Here is an 18,287-nt window from a genome sequence, read left to right on the forward strand (position 1 = left end):
TTAGTATTTTCCCCAGCGAACCGGTACAAATATTTCTTTAATGGTTTTAATTGCATAATCATCCGACATACCCGCTATATAATCACAAACTACCTTTTCTATAGGCTCGCCTTTCTCTTCATTCAGTCTTTTATATTCTATCGGCAGAATTTCATAGTTTTCAAGATAATACTTGTACAAATACTCAACCAGCCTCTGAGCCTGGACTTCCTCACTCTTTGCTTCGGGATTGCTGTAGACTTCCTTCATCAGAAAGGCTCTCAGCCCCCTCATTGCCTTTTCCACCGGCTCAGACATCTTAACCTCATCTTTGCCCATACTTGTAAATATAACATCTTTTACCATAGTATCAATTCTTTTGGCTACATCATGTCCCACAACAGAAGTAAATTCTGCCGGCAAATCTTCCTCTGTCAGTATTCCCCCTCTAAGGGCATCATCTATATCATGATTCACATAAGCTATCTTATCTGAAATCCTTACCACTTTTCCCTCTAAAGTTGACGGTTTGCAGGCACTTCTATGATTTTTTATTCCGTCTCTTACTTCTTTTGTGAGATTGAGTCCCTGCCCATGCTTTTCAAGTAATTCCACAACTCTTACACTTTGTTCGTTATGATGAAATCCATAGGGAGAAATTTTATTTAATGCTCTCTCTCCTGCATGCCCAAACGGAGTATGCCCCAGGTCATGTCCCAATGCTATAGCCTCTGTCAAATCTTCGTTTAACATAAGCGCTCTGGCTATGGTTCTTGCTATCTGTGAGACCTCAAGAGTATGGGTAAGCCTTGTTCTGTAATGGTCTCCTTCAGGATCAAGAAATACCTGAGTTTTGTGCTTAAGCCTTCTAAACGCCTTACAATGAAGTATTCTGTCTCTGTCTCTTTGATATGCCGTTCTTATATCATCAGGCTCTTCTTCTACATCTCTGCTCGCCCCCGAATCCGAAAAAGAAGCAAATTCACAGAGCATTTTATGTTCAAGTTCTTCTCTTAGTTCCCTTATACATTTATTATTTCCCATTATTACCTCCTGTAACAAAGCCCATACTATTATTATTCAAAAAAAATATTAATTTTCCTTTTTTTTGTAACCGGTTTGTACTATAATGTATAATATAATGTAATCGCGGTATTCAAATGAATTATTTAAATATTAACTAATTTTGTTGCATAGATTAATACGTCAAAATATAATAATCATTTTGTAAATTGACTTGATCGGATTTTATATTCTTGTCGCTTGTATCTTGTATATTAACTTTGGAGAATAGAATGGTAAATAATTATTGGTTTGAAACAGCAGCCTTTGTATTGGGGCTTGTTCTCGGCTATTTGCTGATATTTAGGGATTCGATAACTTTGCCATACAGCAAAATTTTTAAAAAACTTTATATCTGCTCTCTGTTGGCTTCTTTTGCTGCTTTAATGCAGGTTTTGATAGAAAATCACGTATATTATAACAATATAACCTATGTCGGTTTTACAACAATATTAAATGTATTATCAATGATGTTCTTCTACGGACATATTTTGTGCTGTACTTTTTTTGCATTTTATGAATATTCGGTGCTGAGTATAAGAATAAACGAAAAATTAACAAAAATTTTACTTTATATCCCTGCCTCTATTGCAATTACAGCAATTACACTTAATCCGTTTTTCCATACTATATTTTACATAAGTCCCGACTCGGGATATCAGAGAAGACCTTTACTTTTTCTTCTCTATGCTATCGCATTTTATTATCTTATATTTATCATTTTAATCATAAGAATTTATGGTCAAAATGCAAGAAACGATAAAAGGCTTGCATTCTCATTGTTACCTTTCATTCCTTTGGTTGGTACTGTTATACAGTTTTTTTATCCACAGTTGGCAATTGAAAGTTTTTTTATGGCATTATCACTTCTGCTGGCTTACATAATTGTGGAAAGTCCGTCTGATTATATTGATTTTGTGACAGGCTTGCAAAACAGAGATGCCCTGTTTACCAATTTCAGCGTAGCCATGTCAATGAAAAAGCCTATTGCAATACTGACTGTTACAATCGAAAAAATTAAAGCCTGGGATAAGGAGCTGGGCACTGAACATACCAATTCACTTATCTTGGATGTTTCCGCTTTTTTGTCCCATTTATTAAAGAATGTCGGTATATATTCCATCGGGCGCGGCCAGTTTGCACTGTATATTTCTCTGGAAAATTCTTGGGCAAATATACATATGGCTGAAATACTCGCAGATAAAATAAATGAACGTTTTAAATCCCCTTTTGATATCTCAAGTACAAATAAAGTATCATTGTTAAAACGTATTTGTATATATGACTGCCCTAAGAATGCGGATAATTCTAATCTGCTTCAGGAAATAATGCAGGCGGAATCTACCGCTGTAATGCCTAAAGACAGGCCTTATATTACAGTAAATGATATAGATATAACTGTTGCTGATAAAGAATGGCTTATTTCCTCTAAAATTCTTAACTTATATGAAAAAAACATTATATATCTCTCATTTTTGCCTGAGTACAATACCTCTTCCGGCATCTTTGATTCTATAAAAACCGAGCTTACTATGCATACTTCCGAGATCGGTTATGTAACTTCACGCAATTTTATAACTGTTGCCGAAAAGTACGGTTTAATTACAGGGCTGTATAATTATCTGCTTGAATCACTGTTTAAAATAGTAAAAGACAATGATTTTATGACACTCGGAATTCGTTCCGTTGAGATAATAATGCCTATATCAATATTGCTTAAGAAAAATGAAGTGGAAAAACTGGTTAATCTTGCCGCCAAGTATGATATCCCGCCAAAACTTATCTGCTTTGAACTTTCTAAAAACTCTATGCTGGATTATGACGGTATAATCGTAGAGAATATGAAAGCTATCTCTAATGCAGGATTTCGTTTCATACTTGAAAATTACGGCAACGGATACACCAATGCCTCTGCCCTTGTTGAAATGCCTATAAATGCGGTTACTATAGACAAAGTACTGACCGGGTCAGCTCTTAACTCTAAACTGGCACATAACCTTATGAGCTGCACTGTTGAGTTTCTGAAAGAATTTGGCCTGCTTGTTAAAGCTGACCATCTCGAAGTCGAAGAAGTTAAGGATTATGCCCAAAGAATAGGCTGTGATTATTTACAGGGATATTTCTTTTCCAATCCGCTAAATGCCAACGAACTGACTGAATTTTTGAGAAAGGAGGTAAGCGTCAATGGAATATAGTATATGGCTGGATGTCTGCTCAATATTTATATTACTCTCCCTTTTTTTAGCTTACAAGCTTAAAAGGACTATTTCTATCTACTATAACAACTTATTGATATATACCGTATTATGCTTGATGTTAAGTGCTTTTATTGACATTTTGGCTTTAAGCTTTGACGGAACAGTCGAACCACTGTTACTTTACCTTTTACATTCTCTTAAATATATTATTATTTACACATCTCTTAGTTTAATGCTTATTTATGCCTCTATCGCAGTAAATCAGCGTATACATGGCCGCAATATATTGAGGCTCCTTATTATACCTATAATCTTCATTATATCACTGCTTATAGTGAACTATAATACAGGGCTGATTTTTACCGTATCTGCCGGAGGAAGATTTGAATACGGGTCTTATTTTGCATTATTTTATCTGCTTGATACCTATTATATATCGGTAACTTCTTTCCTCCTGATAAAAGGACGAAAGTCCTTGTCCAGAAATCATAAAATAATACTGCCGGCTGTAATCCTCATCATTTTTTTCGGCACTGTCTTTGATTACTTTTTTCCTCAGGCTTCTTCAGTACAATTTACTTTAACCATGTTCATCACCATGGTATTTTGCTGTATGCAAAGCCCTAATGAATACTATTCGGATGATTCCCTAATGTTAAACAGGGAAGCATTTATAAAAATGTGTGACTCAAGATTCTCTCCTAACTCTCATACACAGTGTATTGCCGTTAATATTCATAATATCGGATTTATTACAAATACTATGGAGAAAAGCCGAATTTTACATGCCGAGGGAATTTTCTTAAAAAGCATGAAGCAATTTTCTAGAAAACTGCTTATATTTAAGTTCGCTAACGGGCAGTATATAATAGTAATGGATGAAAACAATCCAAATGAAGCCAAGATTGTTTTTGAAGAAACCTGTAATATAATGGGGCTCTTATCAAGTTCAAACAGGCTCAGTATACCTATATACTCAACCAGCTGTGCTTTCAGCTCTCCTAACGATGTTTCAAGTATCAGAATGGTTGAAGATCTTTTCAATGCTCTGAAGTTATATGAGAACATGGATAATCTGCTTACTGTAGAGCCAAGTGAATTGAAGCTTAAGAGTGATGCTGAAATCATACAAATAGAAGAACTGGTTCAGAATGCTTTAAACGAAAAAAGACTTGAAGTTTATTTTCAGCCTATTTACAATGCCATTGAGAAAAAATTTACCTCTGCTGAAGCTTTAATCAGAATGAGGGATAATAACGGTAATTTTTTATCTCCCGACATTTTTATCCCTATAGCAGAAAAAAGCTCCCTCATCATCGATATCGGCAACTTTGTACTTGAAGAAGTATGTAAGGTAATTTCGGAAGAACATTTAAGTGACTACGGGCTTGAGTATATTGAGGTCAATATTTCAATGGTTGAGTGTCTCCAAAGTAATTTGGCTTCAAATGTGATATCCGTATTAAAAAAACATCGTGTATTCCCAAATCAGATCAATCTTGAGATTACTGAAACTTCTTCCAGTGAATTTACGAATATAGTGGATACGAATATTAAAACTTTATTTGACAAGAATATCAGTTTTTCACTAGATGATTTTGGTACAGGATACTCTTCTCTCTCAAGAATCCTGTCACTTCCTTTGAAGTTGATAAAAATAGACAAATCATTGATACATGCTCCTTTTAATTCCAGTGAGAAGAAGTCTATGATTCTTCTTGAAAGCTTTATAAAAACGGCAATTTCTACCGGTGCTGAAATCGTTGCCGAAGGGGTTGAAACTAAAGAAATGGCAAGAGAAATAATTAAACTTGGCTGTAAGTACATACAAGGCTATTATTTCAGCAAACCTCTTGCAAGGGAAGATTTTGTTAAGATTATCAGGCTCAATCAGCCTGCTGAAGTATGATATTATGCCCCTGTCATTAGCAGGGGTTATATATTTTTAAATATTGTTATATATTTCTAATAGTTGACTATTGAGCCTGGTTGTACTATCATTATTTTGTACTTATAAGGAGGATAGATATATGGGCGGTTTTTTTGCAGCAACACTTAAGAATGATTGTGTCTTTGATTTATTTTTCGGAACAGACTATCATTCGCATCTTGGTACCCGCAGAGCAGGAATGACTGTTTTAGGCGAATATGGCTTTGAAAGAGCAATTCATAATATTGAAAATTCTCCTTTCAGAAGTAAGTTTGACAGAGACGTACAGGAAATGAAGGGAAATTACGGAATAGGCTGTATCTCTGATTATGAACCGCAGCCTCTTATAGTAAGATCTCATCATGGTACTTTTTCCTTAGTTACTGTCGGAAGAATAAATAATGCCGAGAAAATAGTCAGCGAAATAGTATCCGGCGGAGGGACACACTTTTTAGAAATGAGCGGAGGTGTAGTAAATCAAACTGAACTGGTTGCGTCCTTAATTAATCAGAAAGATAATCTGATTGACGGCATAAAATATGTTTGGGAAAAAATTGACGGTTCAATGACAATGCTCATACTTACGCCTATAGGAATATATTGTGCCAGAGATTTGCTTGGAAGAACTCCCATTGCAATCGGTAAAAAAGAAGAAGGCTACTGTGCTTCTTTTGAAAGTTTTGCTTATCTTAATCTTGGTTATGAACATTATAAAGAGCTTGGTCCCGGAGAAATAGATGTAATAACCCCCGAGGGAGTTAAAGTTCTTGTCAGTCCTAATAAAAACAAAAAAATCTGTTCTTTTCTGTGGGTGTATTTTGGTTATCCTTCTTCCGGTTATGAAGGTGTTTCCGTTGAAGCAATGCGTAATAAATGCGGTAGTCTTATGGCCAAAAGAGACAATATTTCAACCGAAACCGTAGATATTGTTGCCGGAGTACCTGATTCCGGAATTGCACATGCTGTAGGATATGCAAATAAATCAGGAGTTCCTTTTTCAAGACCGTTTATAAAGTACACTCCTACCTGGCCCCGCTCATTTATGCCCACAATTCAGGAAAAACGTGATCTTATAGCAAAGATGAAGATTATACCTGTACATGAGCTTATAGACGGACAAAGAATACTATTGATAGATGATTCCATAGTAAGGGGCACCCAGCTTAGAGAAACTACTGAATTTCTGTATAAGAGCGGTGCAAAAGAGGTTCATGTAAGGCCTGCCTGCCCTCCTATTATGTACGGCTGTAAATATATTAATTTTTCACGTTCTACATCAGATATGGATTTAATAACAAGAAGAATTATAAGAGATGAGGAAGGAGAAGAAGTTACAAGCGATATTTTAGAAGAATATGCTAATCCCGATTCAGAAAAATATAAATTCATGGTCGATAAAATCCGTGAGCAGCTTGGCTTTACTTCTCTTAGCTTCAACCGTCTTGATGATATGGTCGAAGCCATAGGAATAGGGAAAGAAAATCTCTGCACCTACTGTTTTGACGGGCAGGAATAGGTTAGTGTGTTCTCGCACACACTTCGCGTGCGAGCGATGCCGTAAGGCAAACTTCCTTGTCGCGAGCTGCGCATCCCTCGGAGAGCTTTTTATGTAATAGGGAATTTCGGAGAAATTTCCTATTACATAAAAAAATGTATGGTTGTTTGATAAATTTTCATTCAACCATACATTTGTTATTTTGCAAAATCTTCCTTATTTTTCACTGCCCACTCAATAAGGTTATCTTTTTCAAGCGGCTTTGAGAAATAATATCCCTGATACTTAGTAACCTTAAAATGATTATACAAATAATCTGCCATTATGTCAGTTTCTATGCCTTCTACACAAATTTTCTTTCCAAGCTCATCTGCACAGACAGTAATCGCCTTAAGCAGACTCTGTCTTGAACAGTCTTCGTCAATATCCTTTATAAAACTCTTATCTATTTTAATTTCATCTACCTGGAGTTCCATCATAAGGTCAAGTGCGGAATAGCCTGTCCCAAAGTCATCCAAAGCGCTGCTGATTCCCATTGATTTGAAAAAGGCAATACTGCTTTTTAAAGTTTCCAGATTACTAAACTTACAACGTTCTGTAAGCTCCAAATTAAAATTCTTAGGATTAAAACCTTCAGCTTCCATAATTTTACAAAGATCAGCATTGAAGTTGGAATTTTGCAACTGCGGATAAGCCAAATTGATATTAATCAGCATGTCAGGATATTTTTCCACAATCTTACGTGTATCTCTGATTGCCTGTCTTATTATCCAATTTCCGAGATCATAAAAGACTGCATCACCTTCAAGCCACTCAATAAACTCACTTGGCGGAACAAATCCGTATGCCTCATCTTTCCACCTGATAAGTGTTTCTACTCCTATCAATTCTCCGCTTTGAGCAGAAACAATGGGCTGATAAACCAAATAGAATCCCTTAAAATTATCCGGTATACAATTACGTATATGTTCCAGCTTTTCCATTAAAAACTTGTTCCCAGAAAACAACTCATCAGTAACCTGGAAAATTTCGTTTATTTCTTCCCTTTTTGCTTTATTAGCCGCAAAAATAGAGCAATTATATATAGTATTTATATCAAGGTCAAGGTTGTCTGATTGATAAAGGCAGGCATAAAAGCTTAAAAACACAGTATGATTTTCAACTATTACACCTTTTTTGAATTTATCTAAAACTTCCCTGTATATCTCTTCAACCTCTTCTTTGGTATACTTACTCATTTCAAAAATCATAACCGCTTTAGTGCCTTCGGTTCTAAATACCATATTATTATCACTTATATCGCGCCATATATCAGCGAGGGTATTTAATATCTTATTTCCAAAGTCATATCCGTAAGAATAATTTACTTTAAAAAAATGCTTTAACCCTGTCATCAAAAAATAATACTTCTTTTTATTTCTATGCAATTCCTCCAGACGTGAAAACAGACTTGTTCTATTATAAAGTCCTGTAACCGGATCAATAAACACATTATTTTGATGATTTATCAAAGTTCCGGCAAAGTACAGCCTCTCTCCCAAATCGTTATATATTACCCTTCCTCTGCAAGAACAGGTAATATACTCATCATTTCTATTTGTTATTCTGTATGTAAGATCATGTTCTTCCAGTCTTCCTGAAAAAACCTCTTCAATATTATCAAGAAACATCTTTCTGTCAAGAGGATGAATTTTATTTGCCCAAACTTTTACCGGGTTAAAAACTCTGTTCCCTGAAAGTCCAAAATATTCAACCGTATCATCGGACCAGTAAGCATAATCGTTTTTTATATTAATAAAGAAAGTATACTTTCCGCCGGCAGTATTAGAAAAAACATCAAAAATTTGCGGGAAATATTTTCCGACTTCTTCCCTGTCTATGGGATCTTCCCTGTAAATGTCTGCCATATACCCTCCTCTCTGCAAATTTCTAAATTATAATCAGCACTAATTGATGATAAATTATGCAATTTAATACAAATATCCGTTAATTATTTATCCGGATTATAGCCTTATTTTAAGCGTTTTATCAAGTTGTAATATTATACTTTAATTATTCGAGAAATTCATTTTTATTCATTTAACATCTTTTTTATTTCAGTTTCATTAAGTTCTTCGCCTATCACTGTCAGTATATCCTGTCCTCTTTCTATACCATCCGTATCCATTGTGTTTTTTGTCATATTTATAAAATAATACTTTTCATCTTCTTTTATAAAACCTTTAATTCTGATTACCTTCCCAAACCTGTCAGAATTTCTGAATATATCCTTCGCCTTATTTTCTAATTCTTCCCTTGTAATGGCTGAATTCATAATAAACACAGAAGAATAGTCTTTTATTTCAAAAAACTTTTTTTCATAATCAGAAAGCACATAACCTGCTTCCGTAACTCTTGAAAAATCACAATTATCAAACTTTCCTACTGATGATATTATATCATCCTCTTTTATTATTCTTTTGCACCTTATCCGCTCAAGAATACTGTTTAAGTAAGCTATAGAACATGCTTCGTCTTTGTACTTAGGCTTTTCCTGCTTACTGAATATTATGGCTCCCGCACTTGAAAGCTGGGTTCCGAGCAGATACTCTGAGGCTTCTGATATTTCGCTTTCAAAGCTAATATCCACAATATTTATCACACTTCCTATCTCATACCAATTATCGAGAGGTTCTTCATGGAGTAAATCAAAAAACTCTTCAGGTTCAAATATGCCGGAAGGCTCTACTAAAACTCTGTCATAGCCACTCATTGCCATTGCAATCAGTTTGGTTCTGAATCGTCTTTTGTGAGTCTCAAGATCTCCTCCGCCAATTATCATTTCAAGCTCGCAGTTGTCCCCTATAAGATCTCCAAGCAACATCAAATCTATATTTATTGCACCATAGTCATTTTCAAGTATGCCTATTTTAAGGCCTCTATCAATGAGATATTTTGCATATTTTTTTATAAAGGTTGTTTTTCCTGAGCCTAAAAAACCTGTTATTAAGTCGATTTTGATCATCTAAACCTCCACAAGATATTATATCGTCATTTTCTTCCATTTTCTTAATACTACCTTATAACAATCTTAAGAAATTTGTCAATATTTTTATTTTTGTTGTTTTAACAACATATTTATTCTCACAATAACATTATAATGTGACTATGCTAGTAAATAAATGAAAATATATAAATAATACGGAGGTAAACATGGAAAGTAAAATGTTTTGTTATCAGTGTCAGGAAACTGCAGGCGGAAAAGGCTGTTCAGTAAGCGGTGTCTGTGGTAAGACTCCTGAAGTAGCTAATATTCAGGATCTTTTAATTTATGTAACCAAGGGAATTTCAGCTGTAACTACTGCCCTCAGAAAAGAAGGTACTCCTGTCAGTGCGGAAGTAAACCACCTTATCACACTCAATCTGTTTATTACAATCACAAATGCAAACTTTGATAAGGAGGCTATTGAAGCTAAGATAATAGAAACTCTTACTGTTAAAGAAGAGCTTTTAAAGGGTGTGAAGGATACAGTCTGTCTTCCTGCTGCCGCTCTTTGGAACGGTGATGAGGCAACCTTCCCTGAGAAGGCTAAAACCGTAGGTGTACTTTCTACCGAAGATGAAGATATCCGTTCTCTTCGTGAGCTTATAATCTATGGTCTTAAGGGGCTTTCAGCTTATTCAAAGCATGCTAATGCCCTTCTTAAGGATGATGAGGAAGTAGATATCTTTTTACAGAGAGCACTTGCTGCAACCCTTGATGACAGTCTTACTGTAGATGAACTTATAGCACTTACCCTTGAAACAGGTAAATACGGCGTGTCGGGTATGGCTCTTCTTGATACTGCAAACACCACTGCTTACGGTGATCCTGAGATTACCAAGGTAAATATCGGTGTTGGCAAAAATCCCGGCATCCTCGTATCCGGACATGACCTTAGAGATATAGAAATGCTGCTTGAACAGACACAGGGTACCGGTGTTGATGTGTATACACACTCAGAAATGCTTCCTGCACACTACTATCCTGAACTTAAGAAATATACAAATCTTGTAGGTAACTACGGTAATGCCTGGTGGAAACAGAAAGAGGAGTTTGAGAGCTTTAACGGACCTATCCTTATGACTACAAACTGTATAGTTCCTCCTAAAGACAGCTATAAAGACAGACTTTATACTACAGGCTCTGCAGGTTTCCCGGGCTGCAAGCATATCCCCGGAAAATATGGTGAAACTAAAGATTTTTCAGCAATTATCGAGCAGGCTAAGAAATGTCCTCCTCCTACAGAAATTGAGACAGGAGAGATTATCGGCGGTTTTGCACACAGCCAGGTATTTTCTCTTGCAGGAGAGGTTGTTTCAGCAGTTAAATCCGGTGCTATCAGCCGTTTTGTAGTTATGGCAGGCTGTGACGGCAGAGCTAAGAGCCGTAACTATTACACCGATTTTGCCAAGGCTCTACCAAAGAGTGCGGTTATACTTACAGCAGGCTGTGCCAAGTATAAGTACAATAAGCTTGATTTAGGTGATATCAACGGCATACCTAGAGTACTTGATGCAGGTCAGTGTAATGATTCATACTCACTTGCAGTTATCGCACTTAAGCTTAAGGAAGTATTCGGAGTAGAGAGTATAAATGACCTTCCTATTACATATAATATAGCCTGGTATGAGCAGAAAGCAGTTATAGTTCTTCTTGCCCTCCTCTACCTCGGAGTTAAGGATATTCACTTAGGACCTACACTTCCTGCCTTTCTCAGCCCAAATGTAGCGAAAGTTCTTGTAGAGAACTTCGGTATAGCAGGAATCGGAACTGTAGAAGACGATATAGAGCTTTTCTTTGGAAAGTCTTCAAACAGCAGTGATAAGATTACAGGTGATATGCTTATGGGTGATATATTACAGGTATATCCGGATGCTGCAGAGGTACTTATGGATGCAGGAATGCATTGTATAGGCTGCCCATCTTCACTTATGGAATCACTTGATGATGCATGCCTTGTACACGGTCTTGATTCCGATGAGCTTTTAGAAAAATTAAATGAAGTTGCAAATGCATAAGTTTAATGTTAATGTTGTTAGTTGCGTAGTCTAAATATAAATTAAAAGCACATATTCTAAGCTTTCCGTTTAAGGATTATACACTTAGTTTATGTGCTTTTAATATTCTAAATAAAAATTATGCCAGATAAACGGGTTCCAGTCCTTTATTTCTGAGATACGTCTCCCAATCAGTAAATACAGTTCCGTCCTCATCTATGCAGGCAGGATAACAGATATCATATACCTTTTTAAGCCTGTCAAATACCGGATTGGTATCTCTATGATAAAGAAATTCTTTTAAATACTGCAAATTTGTATGTACATCTAAAAATTTGTACTCCACACCATATTTGTCAAAATTATACTTACAATTCTGACAATCAGGGCACATTGCACTTCCATAAATTGTAATCATTTTTTACCCAGCCTTTCCGTGACTATATATATTTATAATAAGTCTAAATTAATCACACCATAGATTACAGACCTCTTGTTCTGTATATTACAGTAGAAGAAGCAGTTTTAGGTCTATACCTGTGTGGTGTATTATCAAACGTCTGCAAAATATCGTAGTTCTATGCCTGTGCCTTGATTACGATACTTCACAAGATGTTTCGCTAATAATTTAGTATAAGTTATACTTCTCTCCTGACTTTATCGCCTTTTTAACACCTGATTTAGTAGTTACTCCTATCATATTTTTAGCAAACTGAGGGTAATCGTTTACAAACTCATCCACCACCTCATACATTCCATGTAACTGCATCGGTGACCAGGTCTTATAATCAGCTACTTCCATGTATCTTTTAATTGTACGCACACCTATATCGCCATACTTTGGCTCAAGAGGCAGCATAGCATAATCAAAGTTCCTTCCCTTAAGCTTCTCGGTGTACTTTTCAAACTCATCCTCACAATGCTCAAGATAATTATCATAATCAGCTATATTCAGTTCAGGATGCTCTAATTTCATTTTTTCATACCATTTGTTATAGTCTTCTTCCGAAGCTGTCTGATTAAGATAAAGAGTTCCGCCATGGAAAATAGTTTTTCCTCCGATTTCAACTATAAAAGCCACCCCGTTTTCTGTTGCGGTAACAGAGCTTACAAGCATTTCTTCATTTTCAGAATAAAGACGTGCCTCTCCGGCAAAGCAGCTTACATGATCCTGAATTTTTTCAGGCAGGCTGTCTAAAAATGTATCCACCTCGGAAATCGAATGGTCATATCCTATGAAAATCTCCGCATGCGGAAGCTGTTCAACCGCTCCGAATATTTCCGGTCTGAAATGTCCCTGATTGATATTGCTTGCAAATATATAAACCGGTTTTTCTCCCCTTAGAGGCGGAATTTCTCCCTGATACCAGTCAAAAATCAAAGTTGCGCTCTCAAGTTCAAGCAAAAACCCGCTATGTCCCAAATATATACCTTTATCCTGAAAATCTGCCACTATCTTGTCCTCCAAAATTGAATAATCATCTTTTACAGTATAACACATAAATGTTACAACTAAAAGTTTTTTTAACAGGAAATTTCTCCGATTATTATATCAATTTAAGTCTGCAAATTTATTTATCGTGTTTATAATTTCCTGTAAAAATTCAACCATTTCTTCTATTGATTGCTTAAATCCTCCATGAATCCATTGTCTTAAAACACTGTTACACCCATCTGCTATAAAATAATACAGCCATTCCTGCTTTTCCTCAGGAAGCTTAGGGAAAAATTCCAGAATCACTTTTTTATTATCCTCATAACAAAGCGAAAACAGTCTCTCACGAAACAACTTGCCTTCACTTTCAGAAAAAAGCATAACATACGTCTCCCTTTTCTCAGATATATCGGTAAGGATTGTTGTAAATATGTCTGAAAGGCCGGATTTGTTAATATGAGCCAAGTGTAATTGTAAGTTATCTATAAGCTCATCCTCTATCTGCTCTAATAAATCGTAGGTATCCTTGTAATATTTATAAAAGGTTGTGCGGTTCACTCCCGCAACAGTACATATTTCTTTAACAGTTACCTTAGTTAAAGGCTTTTGCTTTAAGATACTAAAAAAAGCCTCCCTTATCATTAGGTTAGTTAGCTTAACTCTGACATCCATATTTTCTCCGTTTATCAACACAATCATCATAATTGTTGTTTTAATCAACACTATATATATTATTGATGATTGATAGATTTTTTACATAAAATTATAATAATCTAGTCAAACAATAGGTGTTTACCAACTTATTGTAAACCTACATGAAGATTAAATCAACAAAAGGAGTTAAAATGAACACAAAAAAAGGGCCGATCAGGCTGATTTCAGGTATATTCATTACCATATCCTGTATAGTCATCATTCTTATTGCAGTGGTTTTTGTAATCTGGCACAACGAAATATCAACTGTAGCCTCAATTAAAAAAATCAGTGATGCCAATCCGGAACACAGTGATGGTGCCGTGTATACTATGAAGGTATCGGGAGATTATTATTTTGATGATTTCTTAAAGCAGAACGGTGCAAAAAATGACAGTGAGCTTATAAGTTTCATTACCGGTAAGATTACCAAGGGTATCATCCCTATGAATATTAAGAACTCCGAGATTGCCTGCTCTGCATTTACAGCTTCAGCCAATGACGGAAAACGCATTTTCGGACGTAACTATGATTTTAAAAAGACAAATACAATGATAGTTCATACCAAACCGGGAAACGGCAGACATGCTTCTGTTTCCACTGTTGACCTTCAATTTGTAAGTGTTAATATTGATACGGGAATAACCGGAGTAAAAGATAAGATACTTTGTCTTGCTGCCCCTTATGCTCCTCTTGACGGAGTAAATGATGCGGGAGTAAGCTGTGGTATATTTATGTCCTATCAGGGAGAAAAAACTGTACCTACCGATATAAATACTGATAAGCCTGACCTCACAAGTACGACTATGCTGAGAATGGTGCTTGATTATGCCGATAATGTTGAAGAAGCTGTTGAAATGATTAAAAAGTATGATTTGCATGACTCAGCCAAGACTTCTTATCATTATATGATTGCAGATGCGACCGGTAAAAGTGCTGTTTTGGAATGGGTAAACGGCACAGACTCTACTGATAACGATGCTTCTAAAAGAAAGCTTAATGTAATTTATAATGATCCTGCAAAGGATAGTAATTACCAGATAATTACCAACTACATACTTTCAGATGGTTATTATAAAGATGTGCCTGAGAAGGAAGCACATGGTGTTGATCGTTTTCAGATGCTTAGTAGTGCTCTTGCTCCTAAAAACGGTGTGATAGCTGATGAAGAAGAAGGAATGAAAACTCTTGCCATAGTGGGACGCAGGGGAATGAAAAATGAGGACAGCAACTCTCTCACCATTCATAGTGTAGTCTACAACCTTACTGACAAGACCGCTCTTTGGGTGGATAACGAGCATTATGGTGAAAAAGAGCATACCTTTGTTTTAGACCTAGAGAACACCAAGGCTTCAGAATAATGCCTTTACAAGTAAAATTAGATTGATATTACAGCTGATACATAAAAAGTGGCTATCTCATAGTTTTAACGAGATAGTCATTTTATTTTACAGTTCTTCTGTTTTATAGGTAGCATATCCTTCATAATAATAGCTGTAATCAATACCCTTCATATATACTTCTCTGTCATCTGTTTTGTCGGTCAAGGCCACGTAAAGAAGGTGTTTTATCTCCATGTCTTTTATCGGACTCCTCTCCATCGCCAATAAATAATCATCTTTGTCTACCTTGCTCCAGTCTACCACCTTATTAAGTGTTGATTTTAAGATTAAGTCCAGCCATATTCTCGTACTTCTTCCGTTTCCTTCTCTGAAAGGGTGGGCAATATTCATTTCAACATACTTTTCTATGATTTCATCAAAGGTTGATTGTGGCATTTTTTCTATACTCTTAAGAGCTTCATTAAGATAGATTGCAGGAGCAAATCTAAAGTTTCCCTTTGCTATATTAACTGTTCTTAGCTGACCTGCAAATTCGTATATATCTTCAAATAAATATTTATGAATTTGAATAAGTGCTTCTAGTGAACCTGCCTGTAAACTATTTAAAAATCCTGTCTGAAACATTTCCAACGCTTTTTTCTTACTGATTTTTTCTTCTTCATCAGCAAGTTTAAAAGAATCACTTATACCCAGTTTATTATCAAGTAACATTTTTTATCCCCTTTAAAAATAGTATGTTTATCTGCATTATATTATATGATGTGGGTGTCAAAAGTATTTGACACCCAATTATACAGGATTGCTTCGGCTTCACCTCCCGCAATCCTTGTAAAAATATTCGTAATCCGCTCATTTTTTTGCAAAAAACGGCTACTTACTCATATTTTTTGCGTGTCAAAAGATAATAAATTCTCTTGCAAGCAAGCTTGCATCGAATTTTTATACTTTTGACACTTGTATCATTATATCAAATAATTTGTGTTTTCAAAACTATTCTACTTAAAAATTTAGAATTTCTTAGCATTTCCCTTGACAAAATTTCTTTTTTTGGTATTATAAAGAAGATAAAAATGAAAGGCACACAGTGACAGGTGACAGAATGATTAATAATAAGTAATTTAACAGAGTGATAGCAGACCAAAAGTTTTTAGAGACAGGTCTGTCAATTTTCCTGAATTAGATTACTTATAAATCTTGATTACCTGATTACCTGTGTATTTTTTGTATTTGGCAATGTATCTTTATGAATTTTTAGCCAAGCACAAATTTATATGGTGTATATTTATCCGGTAGTGTAAAGATTGTAACATAGTCTGTTTCAGGAAATCTGAAGCAGGCTTTTTTGCTTAATAGGATTTTTCTTTGAAATTTCCTATTAAACAAAAATTTCCCCGAGGGATGCACAGCTCGTGGCAGGGAAGTTTGCCTCACGGCACCGCTCGCGCGCGAAGTATGTGCAAGAACACACTTTATATTAGGAGGATATATGTTACAGATAAAAAATTCAACCATTACACATAAAAAAGATTTGCGTATTATACTGAATGATTTTTCCTGTACCCTAAATGACGGAGATAAGGCTGTCATTATAGGCGAGGAAGGAAACGGAAAATCAACACTTTTAAAATGGATTTATGACGATAAACTTGTTGATGATTACTGTGAAACCAAAGGGGAAATAATAAAAGCTAAAGAGCGTGTTGCTTATCTCCCACAGGAACTTCCGGCAGAGTATCTCAAATTAAGCATATATGAGTTTTTTATGCAAGAAGATAGTTTTCTCTCACAGGCTCCCAAGGCTCTCAGCAAAATGGCAAAAGATTTTAATCTTCCTACAGACTTTTTTTATAGCGAACAGCTAATGGGAACTCTTTCCGGGGGTGAAAAAGTAAAGGCAGGACTAATGAAACTTTTATTTTCAGAGCCGACTGTACTTCTGCTTGACGAACCTTCCAATGACCTCGATATAGAAACTTTGGAACTCCTCGAGCATATAATAAAAGACTGGAAACATATTGTTTTATTTATCTCTCATGATGAGGTACTGATTGAAAACACAGCCAATATGATAATCCATCTTGAACAGATTCAGAGAAAAACAGTAAGCAAGTATACGATAGCAAGGCTTCCTTATCTCAGATATAAAGAAGAACGTCTGACAAACTTTGAAAATCAGGAGAGACAGTATAAAAATGATAAACGTGCCAAAAAAATCCGTGATGAAAAATTAAAGCGCATTTATCAGAGTGTAGACCATGCACAAGAAACTATATCTAGGAGTGATCCGGCCGGCGGAAGGCTTCTAAAGAAGAAAATGCATAGTGTAAAGTCTATGGCACATCGTTTTGAACGTGAAGATGAAAATATGACAAATAAACCCGGGCAGGAAGATGCCATCTTTTTTAAGCTAGGAAGTAAAAATTCTGCTATTCCGGCAGGTAAAACAGTGATTGACTATGAATTGTCTAAGCTTTTCACTCCTGACGGAAAGAGGATTCTCTCTGAAAATATTTTTCTAAAAATTCGCGGTTCTGAAAAAGTCTGTATCACAGGTAAAAACGGAGCGGGCAAAACAACTCTGCTTCATAAAATTGCTGAAAACCTGCTTGCCAGAACAGACATTAAGGCTGAGTATATGCCACAGAATTATGAAGAATTATTGCAATTAAATATAACACCTGTAGAATATCTATGTCCAAGCGGAGATAAGGAAGAAAGTACCAAAATCCGTACTTATTTAGGTTCCCTAAACTATACCACCGATGAAATGGAACATTCAATTTCCGAACTTTCCGGTGGACAGAAGGCAAAGATTTTCCTCTTAAAAATGAGTTTATCAGGTGCAAATGTACTTATCTTAGATGAACCGACAAGGAATTTCTCTCCTCTCTCCGGCCCTGTTATCAGGAAAATTCTAAGAGAGTTCCCCGGAGCAATTATCAGCATTTCTCATGACAGGAAGTTTATTGATGAGGTATGTGATAAGGTATACTTTTTGTCAAAAGATGGGTTAAAGTAATATTTTACTAATAATATTGATTAAAATTTTGTCTTATGATATTATTGCAACAGGAGGTATTTTAATGAAAATCTTCCATAGCACAGACAAAATTTAATTGTTTGAATGTTCACC

At 35.6% G+C, this 18,287-nt stretch carries 13 protein-coding genes; 6 read left to right on the forward strand and 7 right to left on the reverse strand.

The genetic code is table 11. The features are described 5' to 3' along the window. Positions 1-1,023 (reverse strand): deoxyguanosinetriphosphate triphosphohydrolase, encoded by a 1,023-nt coding sequence (locus GCWU000282_RS02595; protein WP_023353434.1) that lies wholly within the window; start codon positions 1,021-1,023, stop codon positions 1-3. A gap of 251 nt (positions 1,024-1,274) precedes the next feature. On the opposite strand from GCWU000282_RS02595, the gene GCWU000282_RS02600 reads away from it, so the two are divergent. The 3 genes from GCWU000282_RS02600 (at position 1,275) to GCWU000282_RS02610 (ending at position 6,685) form a co-directional block, all read left to right on the forward strand. Further along, positions 1,275-3,236 carry an EAL domain-containing protein gene (locus tag GCWU000282_RS02600; protein WP_023353435.1) on the forward strand — a complete coding sequence of 654 codons (1,962 nt, stop codon included), beginning with the start codon at positions 1,275-1,277 and terminating at the stop codon, positions 3,234-3,236. Next, positions 3,226-5,148, forward strand: a complete 1,923-nt coding sequence (locus GCWU000282_RS15720; RefSeq protein ID WP_051384107.1) for an EAL domain-containing protein — start codon at positions 3,226-3,228, stop codon at positions 5,146-5,148. Before GCWU000282_RS02600 ends, GCWU000282_RS15720 begins: the two co-directional genes overlap by 11 nt. A gap of 121 nt (positions 5,149-5,269) precedes the next feature. Further along, a complete protein-coding gene (locus GCWU000282_RS02610; RefSeq protein WP_023353437.1) occupies positions 5,270-6,685 on the forward strand; it encodes an amidophosphoribosyltransferase in 1,416 nt (471 codons plus the stop codon). 176 nt (positions 6,686-6,861) lie between these two features. On the opposite strand, the gene GCWU000282_RS02615 is transcribed toward GCWU000282_RS02610, so the two are convergent. Both GCWU000282_RS02615 and GCWU000282_RS02620 read right to left on the reverse strand, forming a co-directional pair. Then, positions 6,862-8,571, reverse strand: coding sequence for an EAL domain-containing protein (locus GCWU000282_RS02615; RefSeq protein WP_023353438.1), 1,710 nt, complete (start codon positions 8,569-8,571; stop codon positions 6,862-6,864). Positions 8,572-8,735: 164 nt separating this feature from the next. After that, entirely contained in the window at positions 8,736-9,668 is a 933-nt protein-coding gene (locus GCWU000282_RS02620) for a GTP-binding protein (RefSeq protein ID WP_023353439.1), read from the reverse strand. Between the two features lie 188 nt (positions 9,669-9,856). Between GCWU000282_RS02620 and hcp the strand changes: the two genes are divergently transcribed. After that, a complete protein-coding gene (gene hcp, locus GCWU000282_RS02625) occupies positions 9,857-11,704 on the forward strand; it encodes a hydroxylamine reductase (RefSeq protein ID WP_023353440.1) in 1,848 nt (615 codons plus the stop codon). Between the two features lie 118 nt (positions 11,705-11,822). Here hcp and GCWU000282_RS02630 read toward each other — a convergent pair whose 3' ends face one another. The 3 genes from GCWU000282_RS02630 to GCWU000282_RS02640 all read right to left on the reverse strand — a co-directional run bounded on the left by GCWU000282_RS02630 (position 11,823) and on the right by GCWU000282_RS02640 (position 13,790). Next, positions 11,823-12,101 carry a glutaredoxin domain-containing protein gene (locus GCWU000282_RS02630; RefSeq protein ID WP_023353441.1) on the reverse strand — a complete coding sequence of 93 codons (279 nt, stop codon included), beginning with the start codon at positions 12,099-12,101 and terminating at the stop codon, positions 11,823-11,825. A 210-nt stretch (positions 12,102-12,311) separates the two neighbouring features. Beyond that, entirely contained in the window at positions 12,312-13,136 is an 825-nt protein-coding gene (locus tag GCWU000282_RS02635; RefSeq protein ID WP_035039093.1) for an MBL fold metallo-hydrolase, read from the reverse strand. A gap of 99 nt (positions 13,137-13,235) precedes the next feature. Further along, on the reverse strand, positions 13,236-13,790 hold the full coding sequence (locus tag GCWU000282_RS02640; RefSeq protein ID WP_035039095.1) for a TetR/AcrR family transcriptional regulator: 555 nt from the start codon (positions 13,788-13,790) through the stop codon (positions 13,236-13,238). A gap of 173 nt (positions 13,791-13,963) precedes the next feature. Here GCWU000282_RS02640 and GCWU000282_RS02645 point away from each other — a divergent pair, with 173 nt between their 5' ends. Beyond that, positions 13,964-15,172, forward strand: coding sequence for a linear amide C-N hydrolase (locus tag GCWU000282_RS02645; protein WP_051384108.1), 1,209 nt, complete (start codon positions 13,964-13,966; stop codon positions 15,170-15,172). Positions 15,173-15,259: 87 nt separating this feature from the next. On the opposite strand, the gene fic is transcribed toward GCWU000282_RS02645, so the two are convergent. Then, positions 15,260-15,865: a protein adenylyltransferase Fic gene (gene fic / locus GCWU000282_RS02650; protein WP_023353445.1), complete on the reverse strand. Its 606-nt coding sequence runs from the start codon at positions 15,863-15,865 to the stop codon at positions 15,260-15,262. A gap of 775 nt (positions 15,866-16,640) precedes the next feature. On the opposite strand from fic, the gene GCWU000282_RS02655 reads away from it, so the two are divergent. After that, positions 16,641-18,173 carry an ATP-binding cassette domain-containing protein gene (locus tag GCWU000282_RS02655; protein WP_023353449.1) on the forward strand — a complete coding sequence of 511 codons (1,533 nt, stop codon included), beginning with the start codon at positions 16,641-16,643 and terminating at the stop codon, positions 18,171-18,173. Positions 18,174-18,287: the final 114 nt, after the last annotated feature.

Source organism: Catonella morbi ATCC 51271 (assembly GCF_000160035.2).
Classification (GTDB): Bacteria; Bacillota; Clostridia; order Lachnospirales; family Lachnospiraceae; genus Catonella; species Catonella morbi.

Excerpts from the sequence above, each read along its gene's own strand:
- GCWU000282_RS02595 (WP_023353434.1), bottom strand. The coding sequence starts at position 1,023 with ATGGGAAATAATAAATGTATAAGGGAACTAAGAGAAGAACTTGAACAT.
- GCWU000282_RS02600 (WP_023353435.1), top strand. The coding sequence starts at position 1,275 with ATGGTAAATAATTATTGGTTTGAAACAGCAGCCTTTGTATTGGGGCTT.
- GCWU000282_RS15720 (WP_051384107.1), top strand. The coding sequence starts at position 3,226 with ATGGAATATAGTATATGGCTGGATGTCTGCTCAATATTTATATTACTC.
- GCWU000282_RS02610 (WP_023353437.1), top strand. The coding sequence starts at position 5,270 with ATGGGCGGTTTTTTTGCAGCAACACTTAAGAATGATTGTGTCTTTGAT.
- GCWU000282_RS02615 (WP_023353438.1), bottom strand. The coding sequence starts at position 8,571 with ATGGCAGACATTTACAGGGAAGATCCCATAGACAGGGAAGAAGTCGGA.
- GCWU000282_RS02620 (WP_023353439.1), bottom strand. The coding sequence starts at position 9,668 with ATGATCAAAATCGACTTAATAACAGGTTTTTTAGGCTCAGGAAAAACA.
- hcp (WP_023353440.1), top strand. The coding sequence starts at position 9,857 with ATGGAAAGTAAAATGTTTTGTTATCAGTGTCAGGAAACTGCAGGCGGA.
- GCWU000282_RS02630 (WP_023353441.1), bottom strand. The coding sequence starts at position 12,101 with ATGATTACAATTTATGGAAGTGCAATGTGCCCTGATTGTCAGAATTGT.
- GCWU000282_RS02640 (WP_035039095.1), bottom strand. The coding sequence starts at position 13,790 with ATGGATGTCAGAGTTAAGCTAACTAACCTAATGATAAGGGAGGCTTTT.
- GCWU000282_RS02645 (WP_051384108.1), top strand. The coding sequence starts at position 13,964 with ATGAACACAAAAAAAGGGCCGATCAGGCTGATTTCAGGTATATTCATT.
- fic (WP_023353445.1), bottom strand. The coding sequence starts at position 15,865 with ATGTTACTTGATAATAAACTGGGTATAAGTGATTCTTTTAAACTTGCT.
- GCWU000282_RS02655 (WP_023353449.1), top strand. The coding sequence starts at position 16,641 with ATGTTACAGATAAAAAATTCAACCATTACACATAAAAAAGATTTGCGT.